This window comes from Marinovum sedimenti, from assembly GCF_054052205.1.
On sequence record NZ_CM133223.1, the window covers coordinates 2,540,914 to 2,564,486 of the forward strand.

Annotated in this window: 21 protein-coding genes; 16 read left to right on the forward strand and 5 right to left on the reverse strand. The window is 62.6% G+C overall.

Annotated elements, in window-relative coordinates; genetic code table 11:
* The first annotated feature begins 18 nt into the window (after positions 1–18).
* Positions 19–1,350, forward strand: coding sequence for a UDP-glucose dehydrogenase family protein (locus tag ACW9UO_RS12220; RefSeq protein ID WP_457086079.1), 1,332 nt, complete (start codon positions 19–21; stop codon positions 1,348–1,350).
* A 3-nt stretch (positions 1,351–1,353) separates the two neighbouring features.
* Complete coding sequence (locus ACW9UO_RS12225; RefSeq protein ID WP_457086080.1) at positions 1,354–2,361, forward strand: NAD-dependent epimerase/dehydratase family protein; 1,008 nt, start codon at positions 1,354–1,356, stop codon at positions 2,359–2,361.
* A 236-nt stretch (positions 2,362–2,597) separates the two neighbouring features.
* Here ACW9UO_RS12225 and katG read toward each other — a convergent pair whose 3' ends face one another.
* Complete coding sequence (gene katG, locus ACW9UO_RS12230) at positions 2,598–4,760, reverse strand: catalase/peroxidase HPI (RefSeq protein WP_457086081.1); 2,163 nt, start codon at positions 4,758–4,760, stop codon at positions 2,598–2,600.
* A gap of 162 nt (positions 4,761–4,922) precedes the next feature.
* Here katG and ACW9UO_RS12235 point away from each other — a divergent pair, with 162 nt between their 5' ends.
* From ACW9UO_RS12235 to ACW9UO_RS12265, 7 genes are all read left to right on the forward strand, one after another.
* On the forward strand, positions 4,923–5,864 hold the full coding sequence (locus tag ACW9UO_RS12235) for a hydrogen peroxide-inducible genes activator (protein ID WP_457086082.1): 942 nt from the start codon (positions 4,923–4,925) through the stop codon (positions 5,862–5,864).
* Positions 5,861–6,106, forward strand: a complete 246-nt coding sequence (locus ACW9UO_RS12240; protein ID WP_457086083.1) for a DUF4170 domain-containing protein — start codon at positions 5,861–5,863, stop codon at positions 6,104–6,106. The genes ACW9UO_RS12235 and ACW9UO_RS12240 overlap by 4 nt, the downstream gene beginning before the upstream one ends.
* Before the next feature lie 35 nt (positions 6,107–6,141).
* Positions 6,142–7,326, forward strand: a complete 1,185-nt coding sequence (locus tag ACW9UO_RS12245; protein WP_457086084.1) for a 3-deoxy-D-manno-octulosonic acid transferase — start codon at positions 6,142–6,144, stop codon at positions 7,324–7,326.
* A complete protein-coding gene (gene lpxK, locus ACW9UO_RS12250; RefSeq protein WP_457088647.1) occupies positions 7,326–8,324 on the forward strand; it encodes a tetraacyldisaccharide 4'-kinase in 999 nt (332 codons plus the stop codon). The genes ACW9UO_RS12245 and lpxK overlap by 1 nt, the downstream gene beginning before the upstream one ends.
* Before the next feature lie 84 nt (positions 8,325–8,408).
* Positions 8,409–8,885, forward strand: a complete 477-nt coding sequence (smpB, locus tag ACW9UO_RS12255) for an SsrA-binding protein SmpB (protein WP_457086085.1) — start codon at positions 8,409–8,411, stop codon at positions 8,883–8,885.
* 115 nt (positions 8,886–9,000) lie between these two features.
* Positions 9,001–9,855 carry a 3-mercaptopyruvate sulfurtransferase gene (gene sseA, locus ACW9UO_RS12260; RefSeq protein ID WP_457088648.1) on the forward strand — a complete coding sequence of 285 codons (855 nt, stop codon included), beginning with the start codon at positions 9,001–9,003 and terminating at the stop codon, positions 9,853–9,855.
* 5 nt (positions 9,856–9,860) lie between these two features.
* Complete coding sequence (locus ACW9UO_RS12265) at positions 9,861–11,045, forward strand: amino acid aminotransferase (protein WP_457086086.1); 1,185 nt, start codon at positions 9,861–9,863, stop codon at positions 11,043–11,045.
* A gap of 116 nt (positions 11,046–11,161) precedes the next feature.
* Here ACW9UO_RS12265 and ACW9UO_RS12270 read toward each other — a convergent pair whose 3' ends face one another.
* The gene (locus tag ACW9UO_RS12270; protein ID WP_457086087.1) at positions 11,162–13,351 is read right to left on the reverse strand and encodes a transglycosylase domain-containing protein; all 2,190 of its coding nucleotides are present in this window, start codon (positions 13,349–13,351) and stop codon (positions 11,162–11,164) included.
* Between the two features lie 270 nt (positions 13,352–13,621).
* Between ACW9UO_RS12270 and ACW9UO_RS12275 the strand changes: the two genes are divergently transcribed.
* From ACW9UO_RS12275 to ACW9UO_RS12290, 4 genes are all read left to right on the forward strand, one after another.
* On the forward strand, positions 13,622–13,960 hold the full coding sequence (locus ACW9UO_RS12275) for a P-II family nitrogen regulator (protein WP_457086088.1): 339 nt from the start codon (positions 13,622–13,624) through the stop codon (positions 13,958–13,960).
* A 26-nt stretch (positions 13,961–13,986) separates the two neighbouring features.
* Positions 13,987–15,327, forward strand: coding sequence for an ammonium transporter (locus tag ACW9UO_RS12280; RefSeq protein WP_457086089.1), 1,341 nt, complete (start codon positions 13,987–13,989; stop codon positions 15,325–15,327).
* 177 nt (positions 15,328–15,504) lie between these two features.
* On the forward strand, positions 15,505–17,367 hold the full coding sequence (gene mutL, locus ACW9UO_RS12285; protein WP_457086090.1) for a DNA mismatch repair endonuclease MutL: 1,863 nt from the start codon (positions 15,505–15,507) through the stop codon (positions 17,365–17,367).
* Entirely contained in the window at positions 17,364–18,530 is a 1,167-nt protein-coding gene (locus ACW9UO_RS12290) for a DNA recombination protein RmuC (RefSeq protein ID WP_457086091.1), read from the forward strand. Before mutL ends, ACW9UO_RS12290 begins: the two co-directional genes overlap by 4 nt.
* A gap of 130 nt (positions 18,531–18,660) precedes the next feature.
* Here the strand turns inward: ACW9UO_RS12290 and ACW9UO_RS12295 are convergent, their stop codons facing one another.
* Together ACW9UO_RS12295 and ACW9UO_RS12300 are read right to left on the reverse strand one after the other, a co-directional pair.
* The gene (locus tag ACW9UO_RS12295) at positions 18,661–19,311 is read right to left on the reverse strand and encodes a ChrR family anti-sigma-E factor (protein WP_457086092.1); all 651 of its coding nucleotides are present in this window, start codon (positions 19,309–19,311) and stop codon (positions 18,661–18,663) included.
* Complete coding sequence (locus tag ACW9UO_RS12300) at positions 19,308–19,865, reverse strand: sigma-70 family RNA polymerase sigma factor (protein ID WP_457086093.1); 558 nt, start codon at positions 19,863–19,865, stop codon at positions 19,308–19,310. The genes ACW9UO_RS12295 and ACW9UO_RS12300 overlap by 4 nt, the downstream gene beginning before the upstream one ends.
* A 214-nt stretch (positions 19,866–20,079) precedes the next feature.
* Here ACW9UO_RS12300 and ACW9UO_RS12305 point away from each other — a divergent pair, with 214 nt between their 5' ends.
* The 3 genes from ACW9UO_RS12305 to ACW9UO_RS12315 all read left to right on the forward strand — a co-directional run bounded on the left by ACW9UO_RS12305 (position 20,080) and on the right by ACW9UO_RS12315 (position 22,922).
* A complete protein-coding gene (locus ACW9UO_RS12305; RefSeq protein WP_457086094.1) occupies positions 20,080–21,378 on the forward strand; it encodes an NAD(P)/FAD-dependent oxidoreductase in 1,299 nt (432 codons plus the stop codon).
* Entirely contained in the window at positions 21,375–22,127 is a 753-nt protein-coding gene (locus ACW9UO_RS12310) for a DUF1365 domain-containing protein (RefSeq protein WP_457086095.1), read from the forward strand. Before ACW9UO_RS12305 ends, ACW9UO_RS12310 begins: the two co-directional genes overlap by 4 nt.
* A gap of 63 nt (positions 22,128–22,190) precedes the next feature.
* The gene (locus tag ACW9UO_RS12315) at positions 22,191–22,922 is read left to right on the forward strand and encodes an SDR family NAD(P)-dependent oxidoreductase (RefSeq protein WP_457086096.1); all 732 of its coding nucleotides are present in this window, start codon (positions 22,191–22,193) and stop codon (positions 22,920–22,922) included.
* Positions 22,923–22,964: 42 nt separating this feature from the next.
* On the opposite strand, the gene ACW9UO_RS12320 is transcribed toward ACW9UO_RS12315, so the two are convergent.
* Positions 22,965–23,570, reverse strand: coding sequence for an MlaC/ttg2D family ABC transporter substrate-binding protein (locus tag ACW9UO_RS12320; RefSeq protein WP_457086097.1), 606 nt, complete (start codon positions 23,568–23,570; stop codon positions 22,965–22,967).
* Positions 23,571–23,573 lie beyond the last annotated feature (3 nt).

Consider the following 23,573-nt stretch of genomic DNA (forward strand, 5'->3'; position numbering starts at 1 on the left):
TTATTGCTGGAGGTTTTCATGAAGATTGCAATGCTTGGCACTGGATATGTGGGCCTTGTTTCCGGGGTCTGTTTTTCGGATTTCGGCCATGAGGTGGTTTGCGTCGACAAAGATCCGCGCAAGATCGAGCTGTTGCATCAGGGCAAGGTGCCGATCTACGAGCCGGGTCTTGAAAGCCTGATGATGCGCAATGTCGAGGCCGGGCGCCTGACCTTCACGCTTGATCTGGCCGAGGCGCTCGACGGCGCCGATGCGGTGTTTATCGCCGTGGGCACCCCCACGCGGCGCGGCGATGGCCATGCCGATCTGACCTATGTGATGGCCGCCGCGCGCGAGATAGCGCAGACCGCCAAGGATTACATCGTCGTCGTCACCAAATCGACAGTGCCAGTGGGCACCAACCGCAAGGTGGCGCAGGTGCTGGCCGAGACCAATCCCGATCTGCAATTCGACGTGGCCTCGAACCCCGAGTTCCTGCGCGAAGGCGCGGCCATCGACGATTTCATGAAGCCCGACCGCGTGGTTGTCGGCGTTCAAAACGCGCGTGCGGCCTCGGTGATGGAAGACGTCTATCGCCCGCTGTTCCTGCGTGATTTCCCGATTGTGACCACCGATCTCGAGTCCGCCGAGATGATCAAATACGCCGCCAACGCGTTTCTGGCGACCAAGATCACCTTTATCAACGAAATCGCCGCCCTGTGCGAAAAGGTCGGCGCGGATGTGAAGCAGGTGTCCAAGGGCATGGGGCTTGATGGCCGGATCGGCAACAAGTTCCTGCATGCCGGCCCCGGTTATGGCGGCTCGTGTTTTCCCAAGGATACCAAGGCGCTGGCCCGGATTGGCCAAGAGCACGCCAGCCCGATGCAGATCACCGAGGCGGTCATTCAGATCAACGAAGAGGTCAAGCGCCGCATGGTCGAAAAGCTGCGCGATCTCTGCGACGGATCGTTCAACGGCAAGACCATCGCTGTGCTTGGCGTGACGTTCAAGCCCAACACCGACGACATGCGCGACGCGCCGTCTTTGACCATCGTTCCGGCGCTTGTCGGCGGCGGGGCCAAGGTGCGCGTTACCGATCCGCAGGGCCGCCACGAGGGCGAGGCGCTGCTGCCCGGCGTGACATGGAGCGGTGACGCCTATGAGGCGGCGGACAAGGCCGATCTGGTGGTGATCCTGACCGAGTGGAATGAATTCCGCGCGCTTGATCTGTCGCGCCTGTCGGGCGGCATGGAGACACCGCGGATGGCCGATCTGCGCAACATCTATTCCGAAGAGGTCGTCAAAGGCGCAGGCTTTACCGACTACACCTCAATCGGTCGCGGCCGCGAAGCCAGCGCGCAGGCGGGCTGAGCCATGCCCAAGGCGCTGGTCACCGGCTCGGCCGGCTTCATCGGTTTTCACCTGTGCCAGCGCCTGTTGGCGGATGGGTATGAGGTCATCGGGCTTGACGCGATGACCGATTATTACGACGTCGCGCTCAAAGAGCGGCGGCAGGCGATGTTGTTGCAAACGCCCGGCTTTCGCGCGGTCAATGACCGGATCGAACGCGACGGAGTGCTGCATGATCTGATCGCCGCCGAGACCCCGGATGTGATTGTGCATCTCGCCGCGCAGGCCGGGGTGCGCTATTCAATCGACAACCCGCAAAGCTATGTCGAGGCCAACCTGATCGGTACCTTCAAGCTGCTCGAAGCGGTGCGCGCGACGCCCTGCGACCATTTGCTGATGGCCTCAACCTCGTCGGTGTATGGGTCCAACACCGAGATGCCGTACGCCGAGACGGATAAGGCCGATACGCAGATGTCGTTCTACGCCGCGACCAAAAAGGCGAACGAGGCGATGGGCCATTCCTATGCCCACCTCTATGATCTGCCGATCACCATGTTCCGGTTTTTCACCGTCTATGGCCCTTGGGGCCGCCCCGACATGGCGCTGTTCAAGTTCACCAAAGCGATTCTGAACGGCGACCCGATTGACGTCTATAACCACGGCGATATGCGCCGGGATTTCACCTATATCGACGATCTGGTGCACGGCATCCGGCTGTTGATCAATGCGGTGCCCGAACGCTCGGACGATCCGGTGCCCGAGGGCGACAGCCTGTCGCCGGTCGCGCCCTACCGGGTGGTCAATATCGGCAATTCCGAGCCGGTCCAGCTCTTGGCCTTTATCGAGGCCATCGAAGAGGCAATTGGCCAGAAGGCGGCCAAGACCTTCATGGATATGCAGCCCGGCGATGTGCCCGCAACCTGGGCCAATGCCTCGCTGTTGCAATCGCTGACCGGCCACAAGCCGCAAACCGAAGTGCGCGACGGCGTGGCCAAGTTCGTGGCGTGGTATCGGGAATACTACGGGGTCTAGCGCGACGCATCCGGCGCGTTAACAGCGGCCACTGCCGCCGCGCATCGCCGATCCGCCCCACGGGGTGGCGATTTTGTTCCCGCCAGCGCTTCCTTCACAGCTTTTTCGGATGTTGCCGGCATAAACTGCCCCTCGCACCCGTCGCATCGCCACCCCGCAGGTCGGCGATGCGCGGCTTTGCATCCAGCCGAATAACCCCGCCCGCTTGCGCGGACGGGGCCGTGTCATTGCGCTGCTTACGCCAGATCGAAGCGGTCGGCGGTCATCACCTTGGTCCAGGCGGCCACAAAGTCGCGGGCCATTTTCTCGGCGTTGTCGTCCTGTGCATAAAGCTCGCAATAGGCGCGCAGGATCGAGTTCGAGCCAAACACCAGATCAAGCCGCGTTGCGGTCCATTTCTCGGCACCGGACTTGCGGTCGATGATGGCATAGGTGCCGTCGCCCTTGTCTTCCCACTTGTTCGCCATATCGGTCAGGTTGACGAAGAAGTCATTGACCAACGCGCCTTCGCGGTCGGTAAAGACGCCATGCTTGCTGCCACCGTGGTTGGTGCCGAGCATCCGCATGCCGCCAACCAATACGGTCATTTCCGGCGCGGTCAGGCCCAAAAGCTGTGCCCGATCCACCAAAAGCTCCTCGGGCGGAACGCCGAGATCTTCTTTCAGCCAGTTGCGGAACCCGTCTGCGAAAGGCTCGAGCGGCTCAAAGCTCTCGTTGTCGGTCATCTCGTCGCTGGCATCGCCACGACCGGGGGCAAAGGGCACATCGACGCTAAGGCCAGCAGCCTTGATCGCTTGTTCCAGCCCGACATTCCCGGCCAGCACGATGGTATCGGCCAGCGAGGCACCGGCGGCATCGGCCAGCGGTTGCAACGTGTCGAGAACCTTGGCCAGACGCGCAGGCTCATTGCCAGCCCAGTCCTTTTGCGGCGCAAAGCGGATGCGGGCACCATTGGCCCCGCCGCGCAGGTCAGAGCCGCGGAAGGTCCGCGCCGAATCCCAGGCGGTGGCGATCATGTCGGCACCCGACAGGCCGCTATCAGCGATCTTGGCTTTCAGCCCGTCAACGTCGTAACCGGTGGCACCTGCGGGCACCGGATCTTGCCAGATCAGGTCTTCGCTCGGCACATCAGGGCCGAGGTAGCGCACCTTGGGCCCCATGTCTCGGTGGGTCAGCTTGAACCATGCGCGTGCGAAGGTGTCCTTGAAATACTCCGGATCGGCCATGAATTTCTGGCAGATTTCGTTGTAGATCGGGTCCACTTTCATCGCCATGTCGGCGTCGGTCATCATCGGCATGGTGCGCTTGGACGGGTCCGAAGCATCGCGCGGCATCTGGTCTTCGGCAATGTCCACCGGCTTCCACTGTTTCGCACCTGCGGGCGAGGTGGTCAGCTCCCACTCATGGCCGAACAGCATGTCGAAATAGCCCATATCAAAGGTGGTGGGGTCCGCCGTCCATGCGCCCTCGATGCCAGACGACACCGCGTTTGACGCCAATCCGCCCTGGTTCTCGTTGACCCAGCCAAAGCCCTGCGCCTCGATGCCCGCCGCTTCGGGATCGGGGCCGAGGGTCGAGGCATCGCCGTTGCCATGCGCCTTGCCGACAGAGTGGCCCCCGGCGGTCAGTGCGGCGGTTTCTTCGTCGTTCATCGCCATGCGTGCAAAGGTTTCGCGGACATGCAGCGCGGTGCGCGCGGGATCGGGGTTGCCGTTCACGCCTTCGGGATTGACGTAGATCAGACCCATCTGCACCGCGGCCAGCGGGCCGTTCATCGTGCCGGCATCCTCAAGATCACCATAGCGGCTGTCGGACGGTGCCAGCCATTCCTGCTCTTCACCCCAGAACACATCGTTCTCGGGAGACCAGATATCTTCGCGGCCAAAGGCAAAGCCAAAGGTCTTGAGACCCATCGATTCATAGGCCATCGTTCCGGCCAGCAGCATCAGGTCAGCCCAGCTGATCTGGTTGCCGTATTTCTTTTTGATCGGCCACAGCAGGCGGCGGGCCTTGTCGAGGCTGACGTTGTCGGGCCAGGAATTCAGCGGCGCAAAACGCTGGTTGCCAGTGTTGCCACCGCCACGGCCATCCGACAGACGGTAAGAGCCAGCGGAGTGCCACGCCATCCGCACCATCAAGCCACCGTAGTGGCCCCAATCGGCGGGCCACCAATCCTGACTGTCGGTCAACAGCGTTTCGACGTCTTTCTTCAGCGCCTCAACATCAAGGTTTTTCAGCTCTTCGCGGTAGTCGAAATCCGGGGTCATCGGATTAACCTTGGCGTCATGCTGGTGCAGGATGTCGAGGTTCAGCGCATTGGGCCACCAGTCGCGGGCGCGGCGGCCTTTGGCGCTGCTGCCATGCATTACCGGGCATTTGCCCATATCATTTCCATCCATTTGCTCACTCCGATGTTGGTTTTTTGGTTTCTCTTGCGTGTCACACAAGGGCCGCGCATTGCGCGGTTCGGACGAATCCTCCCTCATGTCCTGCGCTGACGCTAACAAAGGAATTCGATATGATAAAATTGTATTTCCGGATTGATGTGATAATCTAAAGTTATGGACAGCATCACTCTGAGACAGTTGCGTTATTTCGAGGCCCTCGCGCAGCACGGGCATTTTGGCCATGCCGCCGCCGCCTGTTCGGTGTCGCAGCCCGCGCTTTCGGTGCAAATCAAAGAGTTGGAGGAAACGCTTGGCGCGGTGCTGTTTGAGCGTGGCACACGGCAGGCGCGGCTTACCGGTTTTGGCGCGGCGTTTGGCGAACGGGTGCGCGGCATCCTGAGTTCGGTGGATGATCTTGGCGATCTCGCGCGCGCGGCGCAGGACAGGCTGGTCGGGCGGCTGCGGATCGGGGTGATCCCGACGATTGCGCCGTATCTGCTGCCTCGGATCATTGGCGTGCTGACCCAAGGCTATCCCGGCATCGATCTGCATGTGCGCGAAACCCAGACCGAAAAGCTGATCGGCGAGCTGGCCGAGGGGCGGATCGACACCGCCATCGTGGCGCTGCCGATCTCCGAGGCTTGGCTGACCGAAGCGGCGCTGTTTGACGAAGATTTCGTGCTGGTCCGGCCGGCGGCGGATGCAGGCAAACCGGTGCCCGACCGCGAAAAGCTGCGCGAAATGCGGCTGCTTTTGCTGGAAGAGGGGCACTGCTTTCGCGATCAGGCGCTCAGCTTTTGCAACATCCGCTCGGCGCTGTCGCGCGATGGGCTGGATGGCTCATCCCTCACGACGCTGGTGCAGATGGTCGGCGCAGGCATCGGCGTGACGCTGATCCCTGAAATGGCGGTGCAGGTGGAAATGCGCTCGGCCAATGTGGCGATTGCGCAGTTCCCCGCGCCCCGGCCCAGCCGCACCATCGGCATGATCTGGCGCAAATCCTCGCCATTGGCGCACCAATTGACCGACTTGGCCGAAGTGCTGCGCCGCTTGACCCCGCCGGGCGCCGATGTAGGTTCTGGGGCAAGGTCACAGCACCACAGGAGCCCCATATGACACAGCGATTGCACCTCGTTTTCGGCGGCGAACTCGTCGATCCCACGGGAACCACGTTCAAAAATCCCGACGATATTCACGTTGTCGGGATTTTCCCCAATTACCAATCCGCCTATAACGCCTGGAAATCCGAGGCGCAGCGCACGGTGGACAACGCGCATATGCGTTACTTCATCTCGCACTTGCACCGCATGCTTGATGAAGAGGCCGAGGCCTCGCCGACCCAAGAGATTGACAACTGACCGATCTGCCACGCCCCTTTTCCATTCAGGCCCATATGACCTGGGCGCGCAGGCGCGACCGCAAGCGGGTGATCTATCCGCCGCGCCCCGAAGGCATGATCGTGTGGATTCATGCCGCGCGTGGCGAGCGGATGTCGGCCATCATGCAGCTTGCCGCGCGGCTGGTCACGCAGCGCGGCAATGCCTTTGTGCTGGTGACGCTGTCGCCCGGCGTGATTGGCCCCAAGCGGCTGAAGAAAAAGATCATCACGGTCGAGGCACCGGGGGTGCACCCCGATGATATGGCGGCGTTTCTGGCCCATTGGCAGCCCGAGTTGTGCCTGTGGACCTGCGGCGATCTCGTAACTTCGCATGTGGTGACGGCGGCCGAGGCCGGGCTGGCGCTGTATCTTGTGGATGCACGCGAGGATGGGTTTGATGACCGCCCGGTGGCGCTTTTGCCCGATCCGGCCCCGGCGTTGCTGGGGTATTTCACTGTGATCATGGCCTCGGATGCCAATGCCGCGCGGCGGTTGCGCAAACTGGGGCTGGATGAGGAAGACCTGACCATTGCCGGCCCGTTGCAAGAGGGCAGCGCGGCGCTCGGCTGTCGCAAGTCTGACCTTGATGATCTGCGCGAGGCGATCGGCACGCGCCCGGTTTGGCTGGCGGCGATGGTGCAACCCGAAGAGCTGGCCACCGTGCTGCGCGCCCATCGCGCGATTTCGTCCTGGGCACACCGGTTGTTGCTGATCCTGGTGCCGGACAAGCCCGAGATGGGCGATGACATGGCCGAGTTGATGCGGCGCGGTGACATGAGCTTTGTGCGCTGGTCTGACAGTGAATACCCCGACGAGATGACCGAGGTTCTGCTGGCCGACACTTATGGCGAAATGGGGCTGTGGTATCGGCTGGCACCGGTGTCGTTCATGGCGTCTTCGCTGGTGGCGGGGCATGGCGGCTGTGACCCGTTCGAGCCTGCCGCTTTGGGGTCTGCCATCCTGTATGGCCCCAACATTGGCCGCCATCTGCACGCCTATTCGCGGCTGGCCGAGGCCGGTGCTGCCCGGATCGTGCGCGACACCGATACCCTGAGCACCGCGCTGAAACAGCTTGTCGCGCCGGACCGCGCGGCGGCGATGTCTTTGGCCGCGTGGGAGATTGTGTCGGAGGGCGCGCAGGTGACGGACCGGATCATGGACCTGATCCACGACACGCTTGATCTGGCCGAGGTGACATGATGCGCGCGCCCCGATTTTGGCACACTGCGCCGGACAAACCGGCGCTGGCGGCGCGGCTTTTGGCCCCGCTCGGGGCGCTGACGGCGCAGGCCACGGCGCGGCGGGTGGCCAAACCGGCCGATCTGCGCGCCGAGGTGCCGGTGATCTGCGTCGGCAACCTCAACGCCGGGGGCACCGGCAAGACGCCCACCACGATGGACCTGTTGCTGCGGCTGATGGCGCGGGGGCGCAATCCTGTGGTGTTGTCGCGCGGCCATGGCGGGCGGCTGGAAGGCCCGGTGACGGTGGACCCGCACACACACGGCGCCGCAGATGTGGGCGACGAGCCGCTGCTGCTGGCCGCCTTTGCGCCGGTGGTCGTGTCGCGCGATCGGGCGCTTGGCGCGCGCCTTGCGCTGGCCGAAGGGGCCGATGTGCTGGTGATGGACGATGGCTTTCAAAACCCCGGACTGGCCAAAGATCTGTCGCTGATCGTGGTCGACGCCGCCAAAGGCTTTGGCAACGGGCTGTGCATGCCTGCCGGTCCGCTGCGCGAGCCGGTCACGGCGGGTCTGGCGCGGGCCGATCTGGTGCTCAGCATCGGGGCGGACACGGCGCAGACGGCGTTTGCCGCGCAATGGGCCAGCCAAATCGCGCTGCCGCATATCAAGGGAAAGTTAGAGCCGCTGATGACCGGGATGGATTGGCAGGGCCTTGCGGTGCTGGCCTTTGCCGGCATCGGCCACCCCGAGAAATTCTTTGCCACCCTGCGCGGAATGGGGGCGGATTTGCGCCGCGGCGAGGCGTTGGAGGATCACCAGCCGCTGACTCCCGCCTTGCTCACCCGGCTTGAGAAAGAAGCAGCCGAGCTTGGCGCGCAATTGGTCTGCACCGAAAAGGACGCGGTGCGCCTGCCGCCGGAGTTTCGCCACAAGGTGCTGACCCTGCCGGTGCGGTTGCAGATCGATGACGATACGGCGCTGAATGCGGCGCTCGACCGCGTGCTGCAACCGCGCTGATCCCCACACCAAACACAGAGCCAGTAAAACCCAAAGCGCGACCTCTTGATGGACAGTCCCGCGCGCCCAATATAATCAAGCGAAATGGCCCAGAAGAAAAACACAGACCCGAACTACAAGGTTCTCGCCGAAAATCGGCGGGCGCGGTACGATTATGCCATCGAGGACGATATCGAATGCGGCATCATCCTGACCGGGTCCGAGGTGAAAAGCCTGCGGGAAACCTCATCCAATATCGCGGAAAGCTATGCTGCCGTGGATGAGGGCGAGCTGTGGTTGGTGAACTCCTACATCGCGCCTTACGACCGGGCGATGTTTGGCCACGAAGAACGCCGCCGCCGCAAGCTTCTGGTCTCGCGCAAGGAATTGGCGCGGCTTTGGTCGGATACCCAGCGCAAGGGCATGACGCTTGTGCCGCTGGTGCTGTATTTCAATCACAAGGGTCTGGCCAAGCTCAAGATCGGCATCGCCAAGGGCAAAAAGAACTACGACAAGCGCGCCACCGATGCCAAACGCGACTGGAGCCGCCAGAAGCAGCGGCTGTTGCGCCACAACAGCTGAGCGCGGGCCGGGGCGGAAAATAGCCAATTGGTAGCGCTTTGACTGGCACCTGCCGCTCTTGTTTCCGGTCTTGCCCTTGGGTACAGAGGGCCAACGGCTTTCAGGGGGCATCATGATGCAGGACGATCCCAAAACGCTGGTCTCGACCGAGTGGCTGGCGCAGCACCTCAAGGACCCGGATCTTCGCATTCTCGACGGCAGTTGGCACATGCCCGACGCCGGGCGCGATGCGCGGTCTGAATATGACTCGGGGCACATCCCCGGCGCGCGCTTCTTTGACATCGACGATATTTCGGACGCGCGTTCGGATCTGCCGCATATGGTGCCGCCGGTCGAAAAGTTCATGAGCCGGATGCGGGCCTTGGGCGTGGGCGACGGCCACCAAGTGGTGGTGTATGACAGCACCGGGCTGTTTTCGGCCGCGCGCGTCTGGTGGCTGTTCCGGCTGATGGGCCAAGACAACGTTGCCGTGCTTGATGGTGGGTTGGCCAAGTGGAAGGCCGAGGGCCGCGAGATCGAAGACCTGCCGCCGGTGATCCGCGATCGCCACATGACGGTGCGGGTGCAAAACAACCTTGTGCGCGACGTGACCCAGGTGAGTGCCGCCGCCAAGCTCAAGACCCACGTTGTTGTCGATGCCCGCGGTGCGGCGCGTTTTACCGGCGAGGCGCCTGAGCCGCGCGCAGGTCTGCGCTCGGGGCATATTCCCGGTGCGCGCAATGTGCCCTATGCCAGCCTGCTCAATGCGGATGGCACGATGAAATCCCCCGACGAGACCCGCGCGATCTTTGATGCGGCGGGTGTCGATCTGACCAAACCGGTCATCACCTCCTGCGGCTCGGGCGTAACGGCGGCAATCCTGTCGCTCGCGCTCGAACGTTTGGGCAAGACTGACCATTCGCTATATGACGGCTCTTGGGCCGAGTGGGGGCAGTTCCCCACCTTGCCCGTTGCCACCGGAAAGGCCTGACCCCCATGTTGTCACATCTCAAAGAGCAACCCGCCGACAAGATCCTCGCGCTGATGAAGACCTACCGCGATGATCCGCGTCCGCAAAAGATCGACCTTGGCGTTGGCGTCTACAAAGATGCCGAGGGCAAAACCCCGATTTTCCGGGCCATCAAGGCGGCGGAGAAAAAGCTCTGGGAACAGGAAGACACCAAGAGCTATGTCGGCCTGATCGGCGATCCGGCGTACCGCGATGCGCTGTCAAAGCTGATCCTTGGCGATGCGGTCACACCCGATACCATCGCAGGCGCGGCCACCCCCGGCGGCACCGGCGCGGTGCGCCAATGCTTTGAGCTGGCGCGGATGGCCAACCCCGAGGTGCGGGTCTGGGTATCTGATCCGACATGGCCCAACCACCTGTCGATCCTCAAGTTCATGGGCCTGCCCTTCACCGAATACCGCTATTTCGACAGCGAAACCCGTGGCGTCGATTTCGACGGCATGATGGAAGATCTGGCCGAGGCACAACCCGGCGATCTGATCCTGCTGCACGGCTGTTGCCACAACCCGACCGGGGCCAACCTGAACCTGACCCAATGGCAGTCGGTGGTGGATCTGCTGCTGAAAACCGGCGCGACGCCAATGATCGACATCGCCTATCAGGGCTTTGGCGACGGGCTGGAACAGGATGCGGCGGGCACGCGGCTTGTGGCCTCTTCGGTGCCCGAACTGCTGATTGCGGCGTCCTGCTCCAAGAACTTCGGCATCTACCGCGAGCGTGCCGGCCTCGCCATGGCGATCAGCCAGGACACAGAGCGCCGCGCGCTCCACGAAGGCGGGCTGGCGCATCTCAACCGTCAGAACTTTTCGTTCCCGCCCGATCACGGCACCCGTCTGGTGACCATGGTGCTCAACGACGCTGATCTGCGCGCCGATTGGGCCGCCGAGCTCGAAGACATCCGCCTCGGCATGCTCAAACTGCGCGAACATCTGGCATCCGAGCTGCAGGCGCAGGCTGGCTCCGACCGCTTCGGTTTTATCGCCGAGCACCGCGGCATGTTCTCGCGCCTCGGCACCACGCCCGAAATGGTCGAGCGTCTGCGCGAAGAGCACGCGATCTATATGATCGGGGACAGCCGGATGAACATTGCCGGCCTCAACAAACACACCGTTCCGGTGCTCGCCAAAGCGATCGTCGAAACCGGTATCTGACCTATGAAAAATGCGCCCGGCTTGCCGCTGGGCGCATCTTGGTCTTCTTCTGTTTGAAAATACCTCGGGGGGCGGCCAAAGGCCGGGGGGCAGCGCCCCCAACCTTCGCGTGCCAATCAGCGCCCGCCGAACAGATCCTTGAGCACCTGTTGCAGCACGGTCTCGGCCACATCCTCAATCGTTGTGTTGCGCCGTTTTTCCTGCCGTGGCTGTTGCTGGCGCTGCTCCTGTTCCGGTTGCGGCGGTGGGGCCGCACGTTCCGGTACCTTCATCGGCAACTCGCGCACCGGCAGACCCTCATGCACGCGCACCATCGTCTCGTGCCAGATCTCTGCAGGCAGCCCGCCACCAGTCACCCCGGTCAGCGGCGTGTTGTCGTCATAACCCATCCAAACGCCCGCCACGTAATCGGCGGTGAAGCCGATGAACCAGGCATCGCGCGCGGCCTGCGTGGTGCCGGTTTTGCCCGCCGCAGGACGACCATCCAAAGCCGCGCGGCGGCCCGACCCCTCGGACACGACTTTTTCCATCATATAAACGAGGGACCGCGCCGCATCTTCCTGAATGACCCGCTCACCGATGCCGCCGGTTGCGTCCATCATCGGCGCGTCGTCGCCCAGCAGCTTCAGGTCCACAAGCCCATAAGGCGTGACAGCGGACCCGCCGTTAAGGATGCCGGCATAGGCGCCGACCATCTCGATCAGTGTCGACTCCGAAGCCCCCAGCGCCATAGCGGGGGTGTCGGCCAAGGCGCTGTCGATGCCAAAGTCGCGCGCGACCTTCTGCACCAGATCGCGGCCCATCGCCTCGGAAATCTTGACCGCCGGGATGTTCAGCGAGTTTTTCAACGCATCGGTCAGCGTCACTGACCCCTTGAAATCATTGGTATAGTTCTTCGGGCACCATTCACCCGAGCCGGGGATGTTCATACAGAACGGCTCATCCACCACGGTATCAAGCGGGCTGTAGCCCATCTCCATCGCGGTGGCATAGACGAAGGGTTTGAACGATGACCCGGTCTGCCGCTTGGCCTGCGAGGCGCGGTTGAACACGCCCGACACTTTGGTGCGGCGCCCGCCAACCATGCCGCGCACCGCGCCATCGGCCGACATCACCACGATGGCTGCCTGCGCTTTGCTGCCTTCGCGCACCTTTTCTTCAAAGATGTATTTCATCGCATCTTCGGTCGCGGTCTGAATACGTTGGTCCAGCGTGGTGCGGATGATCACGTCTTCGGTGGTGTTGCGGGTAAAGAACTCCGGCCCCGAGGCCATCACCCAATCGGCGAAATAGCCGCCCGCTTCGGCCTCCGCGGCTTCGGACAGCACCGCAGGGTTGGCCTGCGCTTGGCGGGCCTCGGCGGCGCTAAGCAACCCTTGTTCCTCCATCAGCCGGACCACCGTAGCCGCCCGGCGCTGCGAGCGTTCAAGATCGTTGGTCGGGGCATAGCGCGTCGGAGCCACCAGCAACCCGGCGAGCATCGCGGCCTCTGCGGGGGCAACCTCATTGGCGGATTTGCCGAAATAGCGCTGGCTTGCGGCTTCGAACCCGCGCGACCCTTCGCCAAGGAAGGCGCGGTTCAGGTAGACGGTCAGGATCTCGTCCTTGGAGTATTTGGCCTCCATCGCCATCGAATAGGTGGCTTCCTTGATCTTGCGCCAAAGCGACCCTTCGCGGCACTCGGCCTCATAGGCGCGTTCGCTATCCCACAGCTTTTCGTCGAACGGCGTGCCAAGGCAGATCAGTTTGGCGGTCTGCTGCGTGATGGTGGAGCCGCCGTGGCCCGACAACGGCCCGCGGCCTTCGCTCAGGTTGATCTTGATCGCGCTGGCCACACCGCGCGGCGAGATGCCGAAGTGGCTGAAAAATCGCCGGTCTTCGGTGGCAACCACAGCGTTGCGCAAATGCGGAGACACAGTGGCGGCATCAATCGCACCGCCAAATTGCTGCCCGCGCCAGGCAAAGACATCGCCGTCCGAGTCGAGCATGGTGACAGAGCCGCGCGCGCGCCCGTCGAGCAGGTCCTGCACCGGCGGCAGCGTTGAATAGAAATACGCCACACCAGCCGCAATCAGCAGCACAATTACGGCTCCGACACTGGCAACCGTCTTCCAGATCAGCCCCAGAACCCAGCGCACAGCCAGGGCGAGATAGCCAATCGGTCCCCGCCGCACCTTCTTGGGGGCTGGCTTGCGCGCGCGCTTTTTCGGCGGTGCAGGGGGCTGTTTGCCGCCGCCCGTCCCTGTCTTGGAGGAATATCTTTTATCCGCAATCAAACGCGGTTTCCGGCCACCGGAATCACTCATGTCACTGACCTGCTCGGGCTTATCGCTTTCGCTCTAAACTAGTTCGTTTTCTGCCGGATGTTGAGGGCACCCACCGCTTCCCACAGTTTATTTACTGCCTAATTTTTGAACATAGGTCAAGATTAGTGCAAAAAATGTGCAAGTGCTGCGATATTCGCCGCTTGTTCGGCGCTGTTCAACTTCAACTTTGCCCTTAACCGCCGTTTTGCTGCGAGTGCGAAATCTGCAGCGCCCGAACGATATGGGGTCTGCTTACCGAAAGGGAAGAACGTGAAACTCATCATTGCAACAATCAAGCCGTTCAAGCTTGAAGAGGTGCGCGAGGCGCTGACCGGCATCGGAGTGCGCGGCATGATGGTGACCGAGATCAAGGGCTTCGGCTCGCAGTCCGGCCACACCGAAATTTATCGTGGCGCCGAATACGCCGTGAACTTCGTGCCCAAGATCAAACTCGAAATCGTCGTGTCCGCCTCGATGGTGGATCAGGTTGTCGAGACGATCACCACAACCGCCCAGACTGGCAAAATCGGCGACGGCAAGATTTTTGTGCTCGACGTCACGCAGGCCGTGCGCGTCCGCACCGGCGAAACCAACGAAGACGCGCTCTGAGCGACGCGGAATAGGGGACCAATCCAATGAAAACACTCACCAAACTAAGTCTTGCCGCTGCGATTATCGCCGCGCCGAGCCTTGGCGTTGCGCAGGACGCGGCCGAAGCCGCTGTCGACATGACGCCGCCGACCGGCGAAATCGGTTATATTTTCACCACCTTCATGTTCCTCGTCGCGGGCTTTCTCGTGTTCTGGATGGCGGCCGGTTTTGCCATGCTCGAAGCGGGCCTCGTGCGGTCCAAGAACGTGGCGATGCAGCTGACCAAGAACGTGGCGCTGTTTTCGCTGGCGTCGATTTTCTATTACCTGATTGGTTACAACCTGATGTACCCCGGCGATGGCTGGAGCGTTGACGGCATCCTTGGTGCCTTCGCTCTGACCGGGCTTGAGCCTGTTGGTCTTGATGGCGCAGAGCCCGATCTGACCTACGCGTCTGTTGGGTCCGACTTCTTCTTCCAGCTGATGTTCTGTGCTGCGACCGCCTCGATTGTGTCGGGTGCGCTGGCGGAACGTATCAAGCTGTGGCCCTTCCTGATCTTCACCGTCATCCTGACCGGCATCATCTATCCGATCCAGGCGTCGTGGAAATGGGGCGGTGGCTTCCTTGATGCGATGGGCTTCCTTGATTTCGCTGGCTCGACCGTTGTGCACTCGGTTGGGGGCTGGGCCGCTCTTGCAGGCGCTCTGATCCTTGGGCCGCGTATCGGCAAGTACACCAAAGACGGCAAAACTATTCCGATCCCGGGCTCCAACTTGGCGCTGGCCACTCTGGGCACGTTCATCCTGTGGATGGGGTGGTTCGGTTTCAACGGCGGTTCGCAGCTTTACATGGACACCGCGAGCAACGTCACTGACATCAGCCGCATCCTCTCGAACACCAACGCATCGGCGGCCGGTGGCGCCATTGCCGCGCTGATCCTGACCCAGCTGCTGTACAAAAAGCCTGACCTTACCATGGTGCTCAACGGCGCTCTGGCGGGCCTCGTTTCGATCACCGCAGAGCCGCTGACCCCCTCGCTGGGCGCAGCAACCCTGATCGGTATGGTCGGTGGCGTGATCGTGGTCTTCGCGGTTCCGTTCCTCGACAAGCTGAAGATCGACGACGTTGTTGGCGCGATCCCGGTTCACCTGTTCGCCGGTATCTGGGGCACCATCGCCGTGGCCTTCACCAACTCTGATGCGTCGTTTGGCACCCAGCTCTATTCGATCATGGTCGTGGGTATCTTTACCTTCGTGGTGTCGGGTGCGATCTGGTTCATCCTCAAAGCGACCGTGGGCATCCGCGTCGGCGAGGAAGAAGAGATCAACGGTCTCGACATGGCCGAACTGGGCATGGAAGCCTACCCGGAATTCTCCAAGAGCTAAGCCGCTCTTCACATCGTTACTAAAAGGCGCGGGACCCCTCGCGCCTTTTTTCATGCGCAGTGTTGTCCGGGGTTACGCTGGGTGATCTGTCGGGCGCGGTCCTCACCGGGGTTATCCACTGGAAAGGCCGCCAATCCCCCTCGCAGAATCAAAGTGGCTTATGCTAGGTTTGGGGGTATGAAGGACCAAACCCCCAATATCCGCGATAGAGACGCCCCTGTGATCCGCCAGCTTGATGAGGCGGCGGTCAATCGGATTGCGGCTGGCGAAGTGGTGGAGCGGCCTGCTTCTGCGGTCAAGGAACTGGTTGAAAACGCGCTGGATGCCGGGGCGACTCGGATCGAGATCGACATCGCGGGTGGGGGCAAATCGCTGATCCGCGTGCGCGACAATGGCTGTGGCATGTCCGCCGATCAATTGCCGCTGGCGCTGTCGCGCCATGCCACCTCCAAGATCGACGGCTCCGACCTTCTTGATATTCATTCCTTCGGCTTCCGGGGCGAGGCGCTGCCGTCGCTTGGCGCGGTTGGGCGGCTCACCATCACGTCGCGGGCGGCCAATGCCGAGGCGGCGATGATCCATGTCGAGGGCGGCGACCATGCGCCGGTGCGTCCCGCCGCCTGCAATCGGGGCACCACCGTCGCGCTGTGCGATCTGTTCTTTGCCACCCCGGCGCGGCTCAAGTTTCTGCGCTCGGACCGGGCCGAGATGCAGGCGATTTCCGAGGTGGTCAAACGCCTTGCGATGGCCGAGCCGTTCGTCGGCTTCACCCTGCGCGATGTCAGTGGCGACAAAGAGCGCGTCAGCTTTCGCGCCGAACCGCAATCGGGCGAGCTGTTTGAGGCCTTGAACGGGCGGCTGACCCAGATCCTTGGCCGCGAGTTCACCGAAAACGCTGTGCCGCTGGGCGCCGAGCGCGAAGGGCATCACCTGACCGGCTTTGCCGCCCTGCCGACCTATTCGCGTGGCTCTGCCGTGGCGCAGTACATGTTCGTCAACGGTCGTCCGGTGCGCGACAAGCTGTTTTACGGCGCGCTGCGCGGGGCTTACGCCGATTTCCTGTCGCGGGACCGGCATCCGGCTGTGGCGCTGTTCCTTGATTGCGATCCGCATCTGGTTGACGTGAACGTGCACCCCGCCAAATCCGAGGTCCGCTTTCGCGATCCCGGCCTTGCGCGCGGGTTGATCGTCTCGGGCCTGCGCCATGCGCTGGCCGACGCCGGGCACCGCGCCTCAACCACCGTGGCGGGCGCAACTTTGGGTGCGATGCGGCCCGAACCGATGCAGTCTGATCCGATGCAACCCCGCGTCTATCAGATGGACCGCCCCAGCCCCTTTGCCCGCGAAGCCGCGTTCAAGGCGCAATCGCCGGGGTTTGCCGATATGGCCGACAGCTATAGCGCCCGCGTTGAGCCGCAAGGCGAAGCGCCGACGCAAGCGCAGGAGCAACCGCTCCAGCGCCATCCGCTGGGGGCCGCGCGCGCGCAGGTGCATGAGAATTACATCATCGCCCAGACCGAAACCGGCATCGTGCTGGTTGATCAACACGCGGCGCACGAACGGCTGGTTTATGAGCGGTTGAAACGGCAAGCGGCGGAAAACGGCATCGCGGCGCAGGCGCTGCTGATCCCCGATGTGGTCGAACTGTCCGACACCGATTGCGCCTTGCTGCTGGAACATGCCGAGGCGCTGCGGGATCTTGGGTTGAGCATCGAGCCGTTTGGCGGCGGCGCTGTCGCGGTGCGCGAAACCCCGGCCATTCTGGGCGAGGTCAACGCCCCCGGCCTGATCCACGACATCCTTGATGAGCTGCACGATCTCGGCCAGTCCGGCCAGTTGAAGGACCGCATCGACGCCATCCTAAGCCGCGTCGCCTGCCACGGGTCGATCCGGTCGGGCCGCCGGATGCAGGCCGACGAGATGAACGCGCTGCTGCGCGAAATGGAGGCGACGCCGCATTCGGGGCAGTGCAACCACGGGCGGCCCACCTATGTCGAGCTGAAACTCAGCGATATTGAGCGGCTGTTCGGGCGCACATGATCCAGATCGGTCCGTATTCCTTTTCGTTCAGTGACCCATCGGCGCTGGCGGCGCTGGGGGGCGTTTTGGTCCTGCTGCTCATCCTGTGGCTGCTTGTTTCCACCGCGCGGGCGGCGGGCCGCTCTGCGCGCATGACCGAACCTTTGGCGCGGCAGATGCATGCGCTGGGGGGGCGGGTGCAGGCGCTCGGCGACGGGCAGGAACGGCTTTCGGGCGGGCTTCACCATGTCAGCGAGGCGCAGGCGCAGAGCCAGATCAAGATGCTGCAAATGATGGAGCAACGGCTGGCGCAGGTGCAGCAGCAAATGAGCGAGAACCTGCATGGCTCGGCCCGCCGCACCGCGCACAGCCTTGGCGAATTGCACGAACGCCTGACCGCCATCGACAAGGCCCAGGACAATATCACCAAGCTGTCCGGCGATGTTCTGAGCCTTCAGGACATCCTGTCGAACAAACAGACGCGCGGGGCCTTTGGCGAGATCCAGTTGAATGACATCGTGTCCAAGGCGCTGCCGTCCGACAGCTATACGTTGCAGGCTACGCTTTCCAACGGCAAGCGGGTCGACTGTCTGATCCATCTGCCCAATCCGCCCGGCCCGATTGCCATCGACAGCAAATTCCCGCTTGAGGCGTATGAGGCGCTGCGCCGGGCCGACAGCCCCGAGCGGCTGCAACGGGCGGCGCAACAGCTGCGGATATCGGTGCGCAAACACATCAAGGACATCGCCGAGCGCTATATTCTGGATGGTGAGACGGCGGAGGGCGCGCTGATGTTCCTGCCCTCCGAGGCGGTCTATGCCGAGCTGCACGCCAATTTCCCCGAGGTGGTGCGCGAGGGGTTTGATAAGCGGGTTTGGATCGTATCACCGACCACCTGCATGGCGACGCTGAACACCATGCGCGCGATCCTGAAAGACGCAAGGATGCGCGAACAGGCCGGGGCAATCCGCAAAGAGCTTGGCCTGTTGTTCTCCGATGTCGAGCGTTTGGGCACGCGGGTCGAGAACCTTGATCGGCATTTCGGGCAAGCGGCCAAGGATATCGCAGACATCAAGATCAGCGCGGATAAGGCCGGACGGCGGGCGCGGCGGCTCGATAACTTCGATTTCGAGGAACTGGCCCCGGACAGTGACGCTAAGGTGGTGCCGCTGACGAAAGGCTAGGGCACGGTAGGGACGGGGCTGGCGACTGCGCAGGCGCGCGGTACATCGCCCGGTTTCAGATTGCTCCGTTTCAGATCGACCCGTTGCAAGTCTCCCAGTCTTGGATTGACCAGTCTCCGATCGCCCGGTCTCAGATCCCGAGAAACGGCTGAGCCAGTCGCGGCAAGAGTCCGCGAAACCGCAGCGGCGCGTCGGTCACGGCGAGACAAATGCAATCCTCGCCAATATCCGCAATCGGAGTGTGTTCGTCGGCCTCGTTGGCAATTTCCACATCGCCGGGGCCAAACCTGTCGGCCTCGTCAAAGAACGCCCCGCGCAGCACCAATGTCAGTTCGGTGCCGCGGTGCCCGTGGTCCGGCATCGCCGCGCCCGCAGGAATATACAGCAGCCGGGCCGTCGCCTCTTTCGAGGTTTTCAGCACGGCTTGTTTCACGCCCATCCCCACCGACCGCCACCGGACATCCGCAAGCGAGCCGCCAATATAGGCGGTCAGTGGCTCTGGCACGTCAGTCGCCACAGGCGCTTGCGGCGGCGCCGTATCGGCATGGATCATCGCGAGGGTCATCGCCAGCGCATCTGGCCGCATCTCGGCGGTGTTGGCCTCGGCCAGAACCACCCCGCCGAGGGCATCAAAGCTGTCAACCGAAGCGCGGCAGGCGTCACACATCGACACATGCGTGGCGATGGCGAGGTTGAACGCCTCGGGCAGCGTGCCCGCGCAATAGCCCAAGAGCAGCGCGTCAGTCAGGTGATGGGTGATGGTATCGGTCATTGTGTTCATTTCATCGCATGGCGCAGACGGTCAATCGCCAGCCGTATTCGGGATTTGATCGTGCCAAGAGGAAGGCCTGTCAGCGCGGCAATCTCGCTATGTGACATGTCGCCATAAAACGCCTTTTCGATCAGCTCCCGCTGTTTGGCGGGCAGGTCGGCCAGGGCGCGGCCCAGTTGATCGGTTTCCTGTTGCAGGGCCAGCACATCGGTCTGATCCGGCTCGGCCTCGGGCCCCCAGGTCAGGTCTTGCGGCTCGGGGCGGCGCTGGCGGCGCAGCACGTCGATCCGTTTGTTGCGCGCGATGGTAAAGATCCAGGTGGCGACGCTGGCCCGGCTGGGATCAAACAGATGCGCCTTTTGCCAAAGGGTGGCCATCACCTCTTGCGCGCATTCCTCGGCGATCACCGGATCGCCGCCCGAGCGCATCAGAAAAGCCTTCACCCGCGGCGCGAAATGCGCAAACAGCTCGGCGAAAGCGGCTTCGTCACGTGCATCGCGGATGCGCATGACATGCGTCACCCATTCGGTCCGCGCGGTCGCGACGTGCATCTTTCGGCTCATACCTTGTGTCGTTGGCACCGGGCGCATTGCCCTGCACCTATATGAAACCGAAATCGGCAGGTTGTCACCCGCTAGTCTGTCTATTGCGTTCAACATGACTGTTCTACGGGCCAGCGCCGCCCTCGGATCACGCAATAGCCGATTTAATTTTCATCCGATTGATCACGCGCGCCGTAGATATGTCAGAAACGTTTTTATGGTATCGGATTTTGGTATGTTGATCAGTCGCTCAGGCCCCACACAGACCCGCATCGCCGTCATTGGCGGCGGCATTTCAGGTATGGGGGCGGCACATTTCCTCGCGGAGGACTATGATGTCACGGTGTATGAGGCCGGTCGGCGGCTGGGCGGCCATGCCCGCACCATTGTGGCCGGAAAGAATGGCGATCAACCGGTCGATACCGGGTTTATCGTGTTCAACCACGCCAATTATCCGCTGCTGACCCGGCTGTTTGACGATCTGGGTGTGCCGACCACCGAAAGCAACATGAGCTTTGCCGCGTCTCTGCGCGATGGCGCGATGGAGTACGGTCTGGCCAACCTGAACGCGGTGTTCAGCCAGCGGCGCAACATGTTCAATCCAAAGTTCCTTGGCATGATCCGCGATATCGCCCGCTTCAATGCCCGCGCTTTGGATGCGGCGCGGGATCGGCACCAGCCGTTGGGCGATTTTCTGGCCGAGCTGGGCACGGGGGACTGGTTTCGTGACTACTATCTGCTGCCGCTCTCGGGGGCGATCTGGTCGACGCCGCCGGAAAAGATCATGCAATTCCCGGCGCAGGCGCTGATCCAGTTCTTTGAAAACCACGCGCTGCTGCACCACAAGGACCAGCATCAATGGCACACGGTTGAGGGCGGCTCGGTAGAATATGTCACCCGGCTTGATGCCTCGTTGCGCCTACGGGGGGTGAAGATCAAGACCGATACGCCGGTCGGGGCGGTGCGCCGCGTGCCGGGCGGGGTTCAGGTGTGCAGCGAGAGCGGCATATGGGAGCCTTTCGATCAGGTGGTCTTTGCCACCCATTCCGATGACACGCTGCGGCTGTTGTCCGACCCCTCCCCGGATGAGACCCGCGCGCTGGGTGCGATCCGCTATCAGCCCAACGAGGTCACGCTGCACGCCGATCCGCAGGTGATGCCGCGGCGCAAGGGGTGCTGGTCGTCGTGGAACTATACCGAAGGCCCCAAGGCGCGTGAGGGTGGCATTGATCTGACCTACTGGATGAACAAGCTACAGCCGATCCCCGCCAATGATCCGATGTTCGTGACCCTGAATGCCCGGCGGCCGATCCGGGAGGAGCTGATCTATGATCAGGTCACGCTGCGCCACCCGGTCTTTGATCTTGGCGCGCTAGAGGCGCAGCGGGCGGTGCGCCGTTTTAACGGGGCGCAACGGACGTGGTTCTGCGGAGCATGGATGCGCAATGGCTTCCACGAAGACGGGTTGGCCAGCGCTGTGGAGGTGGCGACCCAGATCGCCGCCGGTCCGCAAACTCTGTTGGCGGCGGAATGAGCGCGGTTGACCATATCGCCGGCCACACCTGGCATGGCCGCAAGGGCGGGGCGAAAAATGCCTTTCGCTATGGCGTCGATTATGTGCTGCTTGATGGCGAGGCGGAGGTCGCCGGGCCGTCGCTGTTTGCCCGCAATGGCGCTGGGCTGACTTCGCTTCACGACCGCGATCATGGCGGTGCGCCGGGTGAGGGGCGCGGTGCGGCCTGGGTGCGCGAGGTGTTGCACGCGCATCAGATCGCGGTGACGGGGCGGGTGCTGCTGCTGGCGCAACCTCGGGTGCTGGGGCACGGGTTCAACCCGGTAAGCTTTTGGCTGGTGCATGACCAAGCCGACCAGTTGTGCGTGGTGATTGCCGAGGTGACGAACACCTTTGGCGACCGGCATTCCTATCTCTGCCACCGGCCCGATCACGCGCCGATCACCGCCGAAGACCGGATCGAGGCGCAAAAGCTTTTGCATGTCTCGCCGTTTCAGCCGGTTGAGGGCGGGTATACCTTTCGCTTTGACATCCGGCCCGACCGCATCGGCATCTGGATCGACTTTTCCTCTGGTGAGGGCGGCGTGATGGCCACGCTTACCGGGCCGCGCCGGCCTTTGACCAACGGCGCAATCCTGCGGTTCTGTCTGCGGCGGCCGTTTGGCGCGCGGCGGGTGCTGGCGTTGATCCATTGGCAGGCGTTCAAGCTGTGGCTGAAAGGCGCGCGCTACCGCACGAGGCCGGAGCCGCCGAAGGCCGAGGTGTCTTGATGCCCCGCTTTGAGGCGCTAATTTTTCAGTGAACGGTTTGAACGTGAGGTTTGAGGAGGCGAGATGACAGATTGGATCGGCAAACGCTATTGGCTGGTGGGCGCAAGCGAAGGGCTGGGCCGCGCATTGGCGCTTAAACTCAGCCGGGCCGGGGTGCATCTGATCCTGTCGGCCCGCTCCGAGGATCGGCTGGCCGCCCTTGCGGCAGAGCTGCCCGGACCTTGCGAGGTTGTGCCTTGCGATGTGTCGGATGATGCGGATGTTGCGCGCGCGGCGGCGAAGGTGGGCGAGATTGACGGGCTGGTTTACCTCGCTGGGGTTTATTGGCCGCAATCGGCGCAGGGTTGGCAGGCCGATCAGGTCACCGCGATGTGCAACGTGAATTTCACCGGTGCTGCGCGGGTTCTGGGGCAAGTGGTGCCGGGCATGGTGGCGCGCGACCGGGGGCATATCGTCATGACCGGCTCGCTTTCGGGCTTTCGGGGCCTGCCCGGTGCCACGGGCTATGCCGCCTCAAAGGCCGGTGTGATGGTCATGACCGAGGCGCTACATGCCGATCTGCGAGGCACAGGCGTGTCGGTGCAACTGGTCAATCCCGGCTTTATCCGCACCCGGCTGACCGAAAAGAATGATTTCAACATGCCGTCTCTGATGGAGCCCGAAGAGGCCGCGACGGCAATCTTTGAGCATATGAACACCGACAGGTTTCAGAAAAGTTTCCCTGCGCCGTTCTCTTGGCTGTTCCGGTTTGGCCAGCTTTTGCCGGACGCTTTGTATTATCGCCTGTTTGCGTGACGGCCTTTCGGCAACGGGCGGAGCAATCCGCCCGCCTCGGGATCAACCCGCGCTTTTGAGATCCTGAATCATCGCATCGATGTTGCCTTTGCGCCGGTCAATCATCGCGCCGATCTCGGTGCGTTCGGTCAGCAACAGGTTCACGCCTTCGATCTTCATGTTGCGAAACAGGGGCCGACCGGTCCGATCACTCACCTCGAAATCCAAGGCAAACGGGGCGTGACCGCGCAAATGTGCAAGGCTGGTGACTTCATAGAAGCTCTTGACCTTGCGCACGCCAGTAACCTCGATCCGCCCCCCGATGAATTCCCGAAACCGTGCCCCATATTTGCGAGAGATGTAGCCCGTGAACGCATCCGAAAACGCCCGTTTTTGCCCGGCCGAGGCGCGGCGTCCATCCACGCCCATCGCAGAGGCTGCAATATAAGGGATGTCACCGTAGCGTTTGAAAATGCGTTCAAAGTCGGCGTACATCGCCGTCTGAGACTTGCCCGAAGCAATCACTCGGTTGATCTCGCCCACGAGGCCCTCGACAAGCGTGCGAGCCGAAGCTTCGTTGACCGCCGCCATAGCCGGGGCCGCAGGGAACGACAGAGTTGCAGCGGCAAGGCCGGTGGCGATGAAGTTGCGGCGTGAGAAATGGGTCATTGG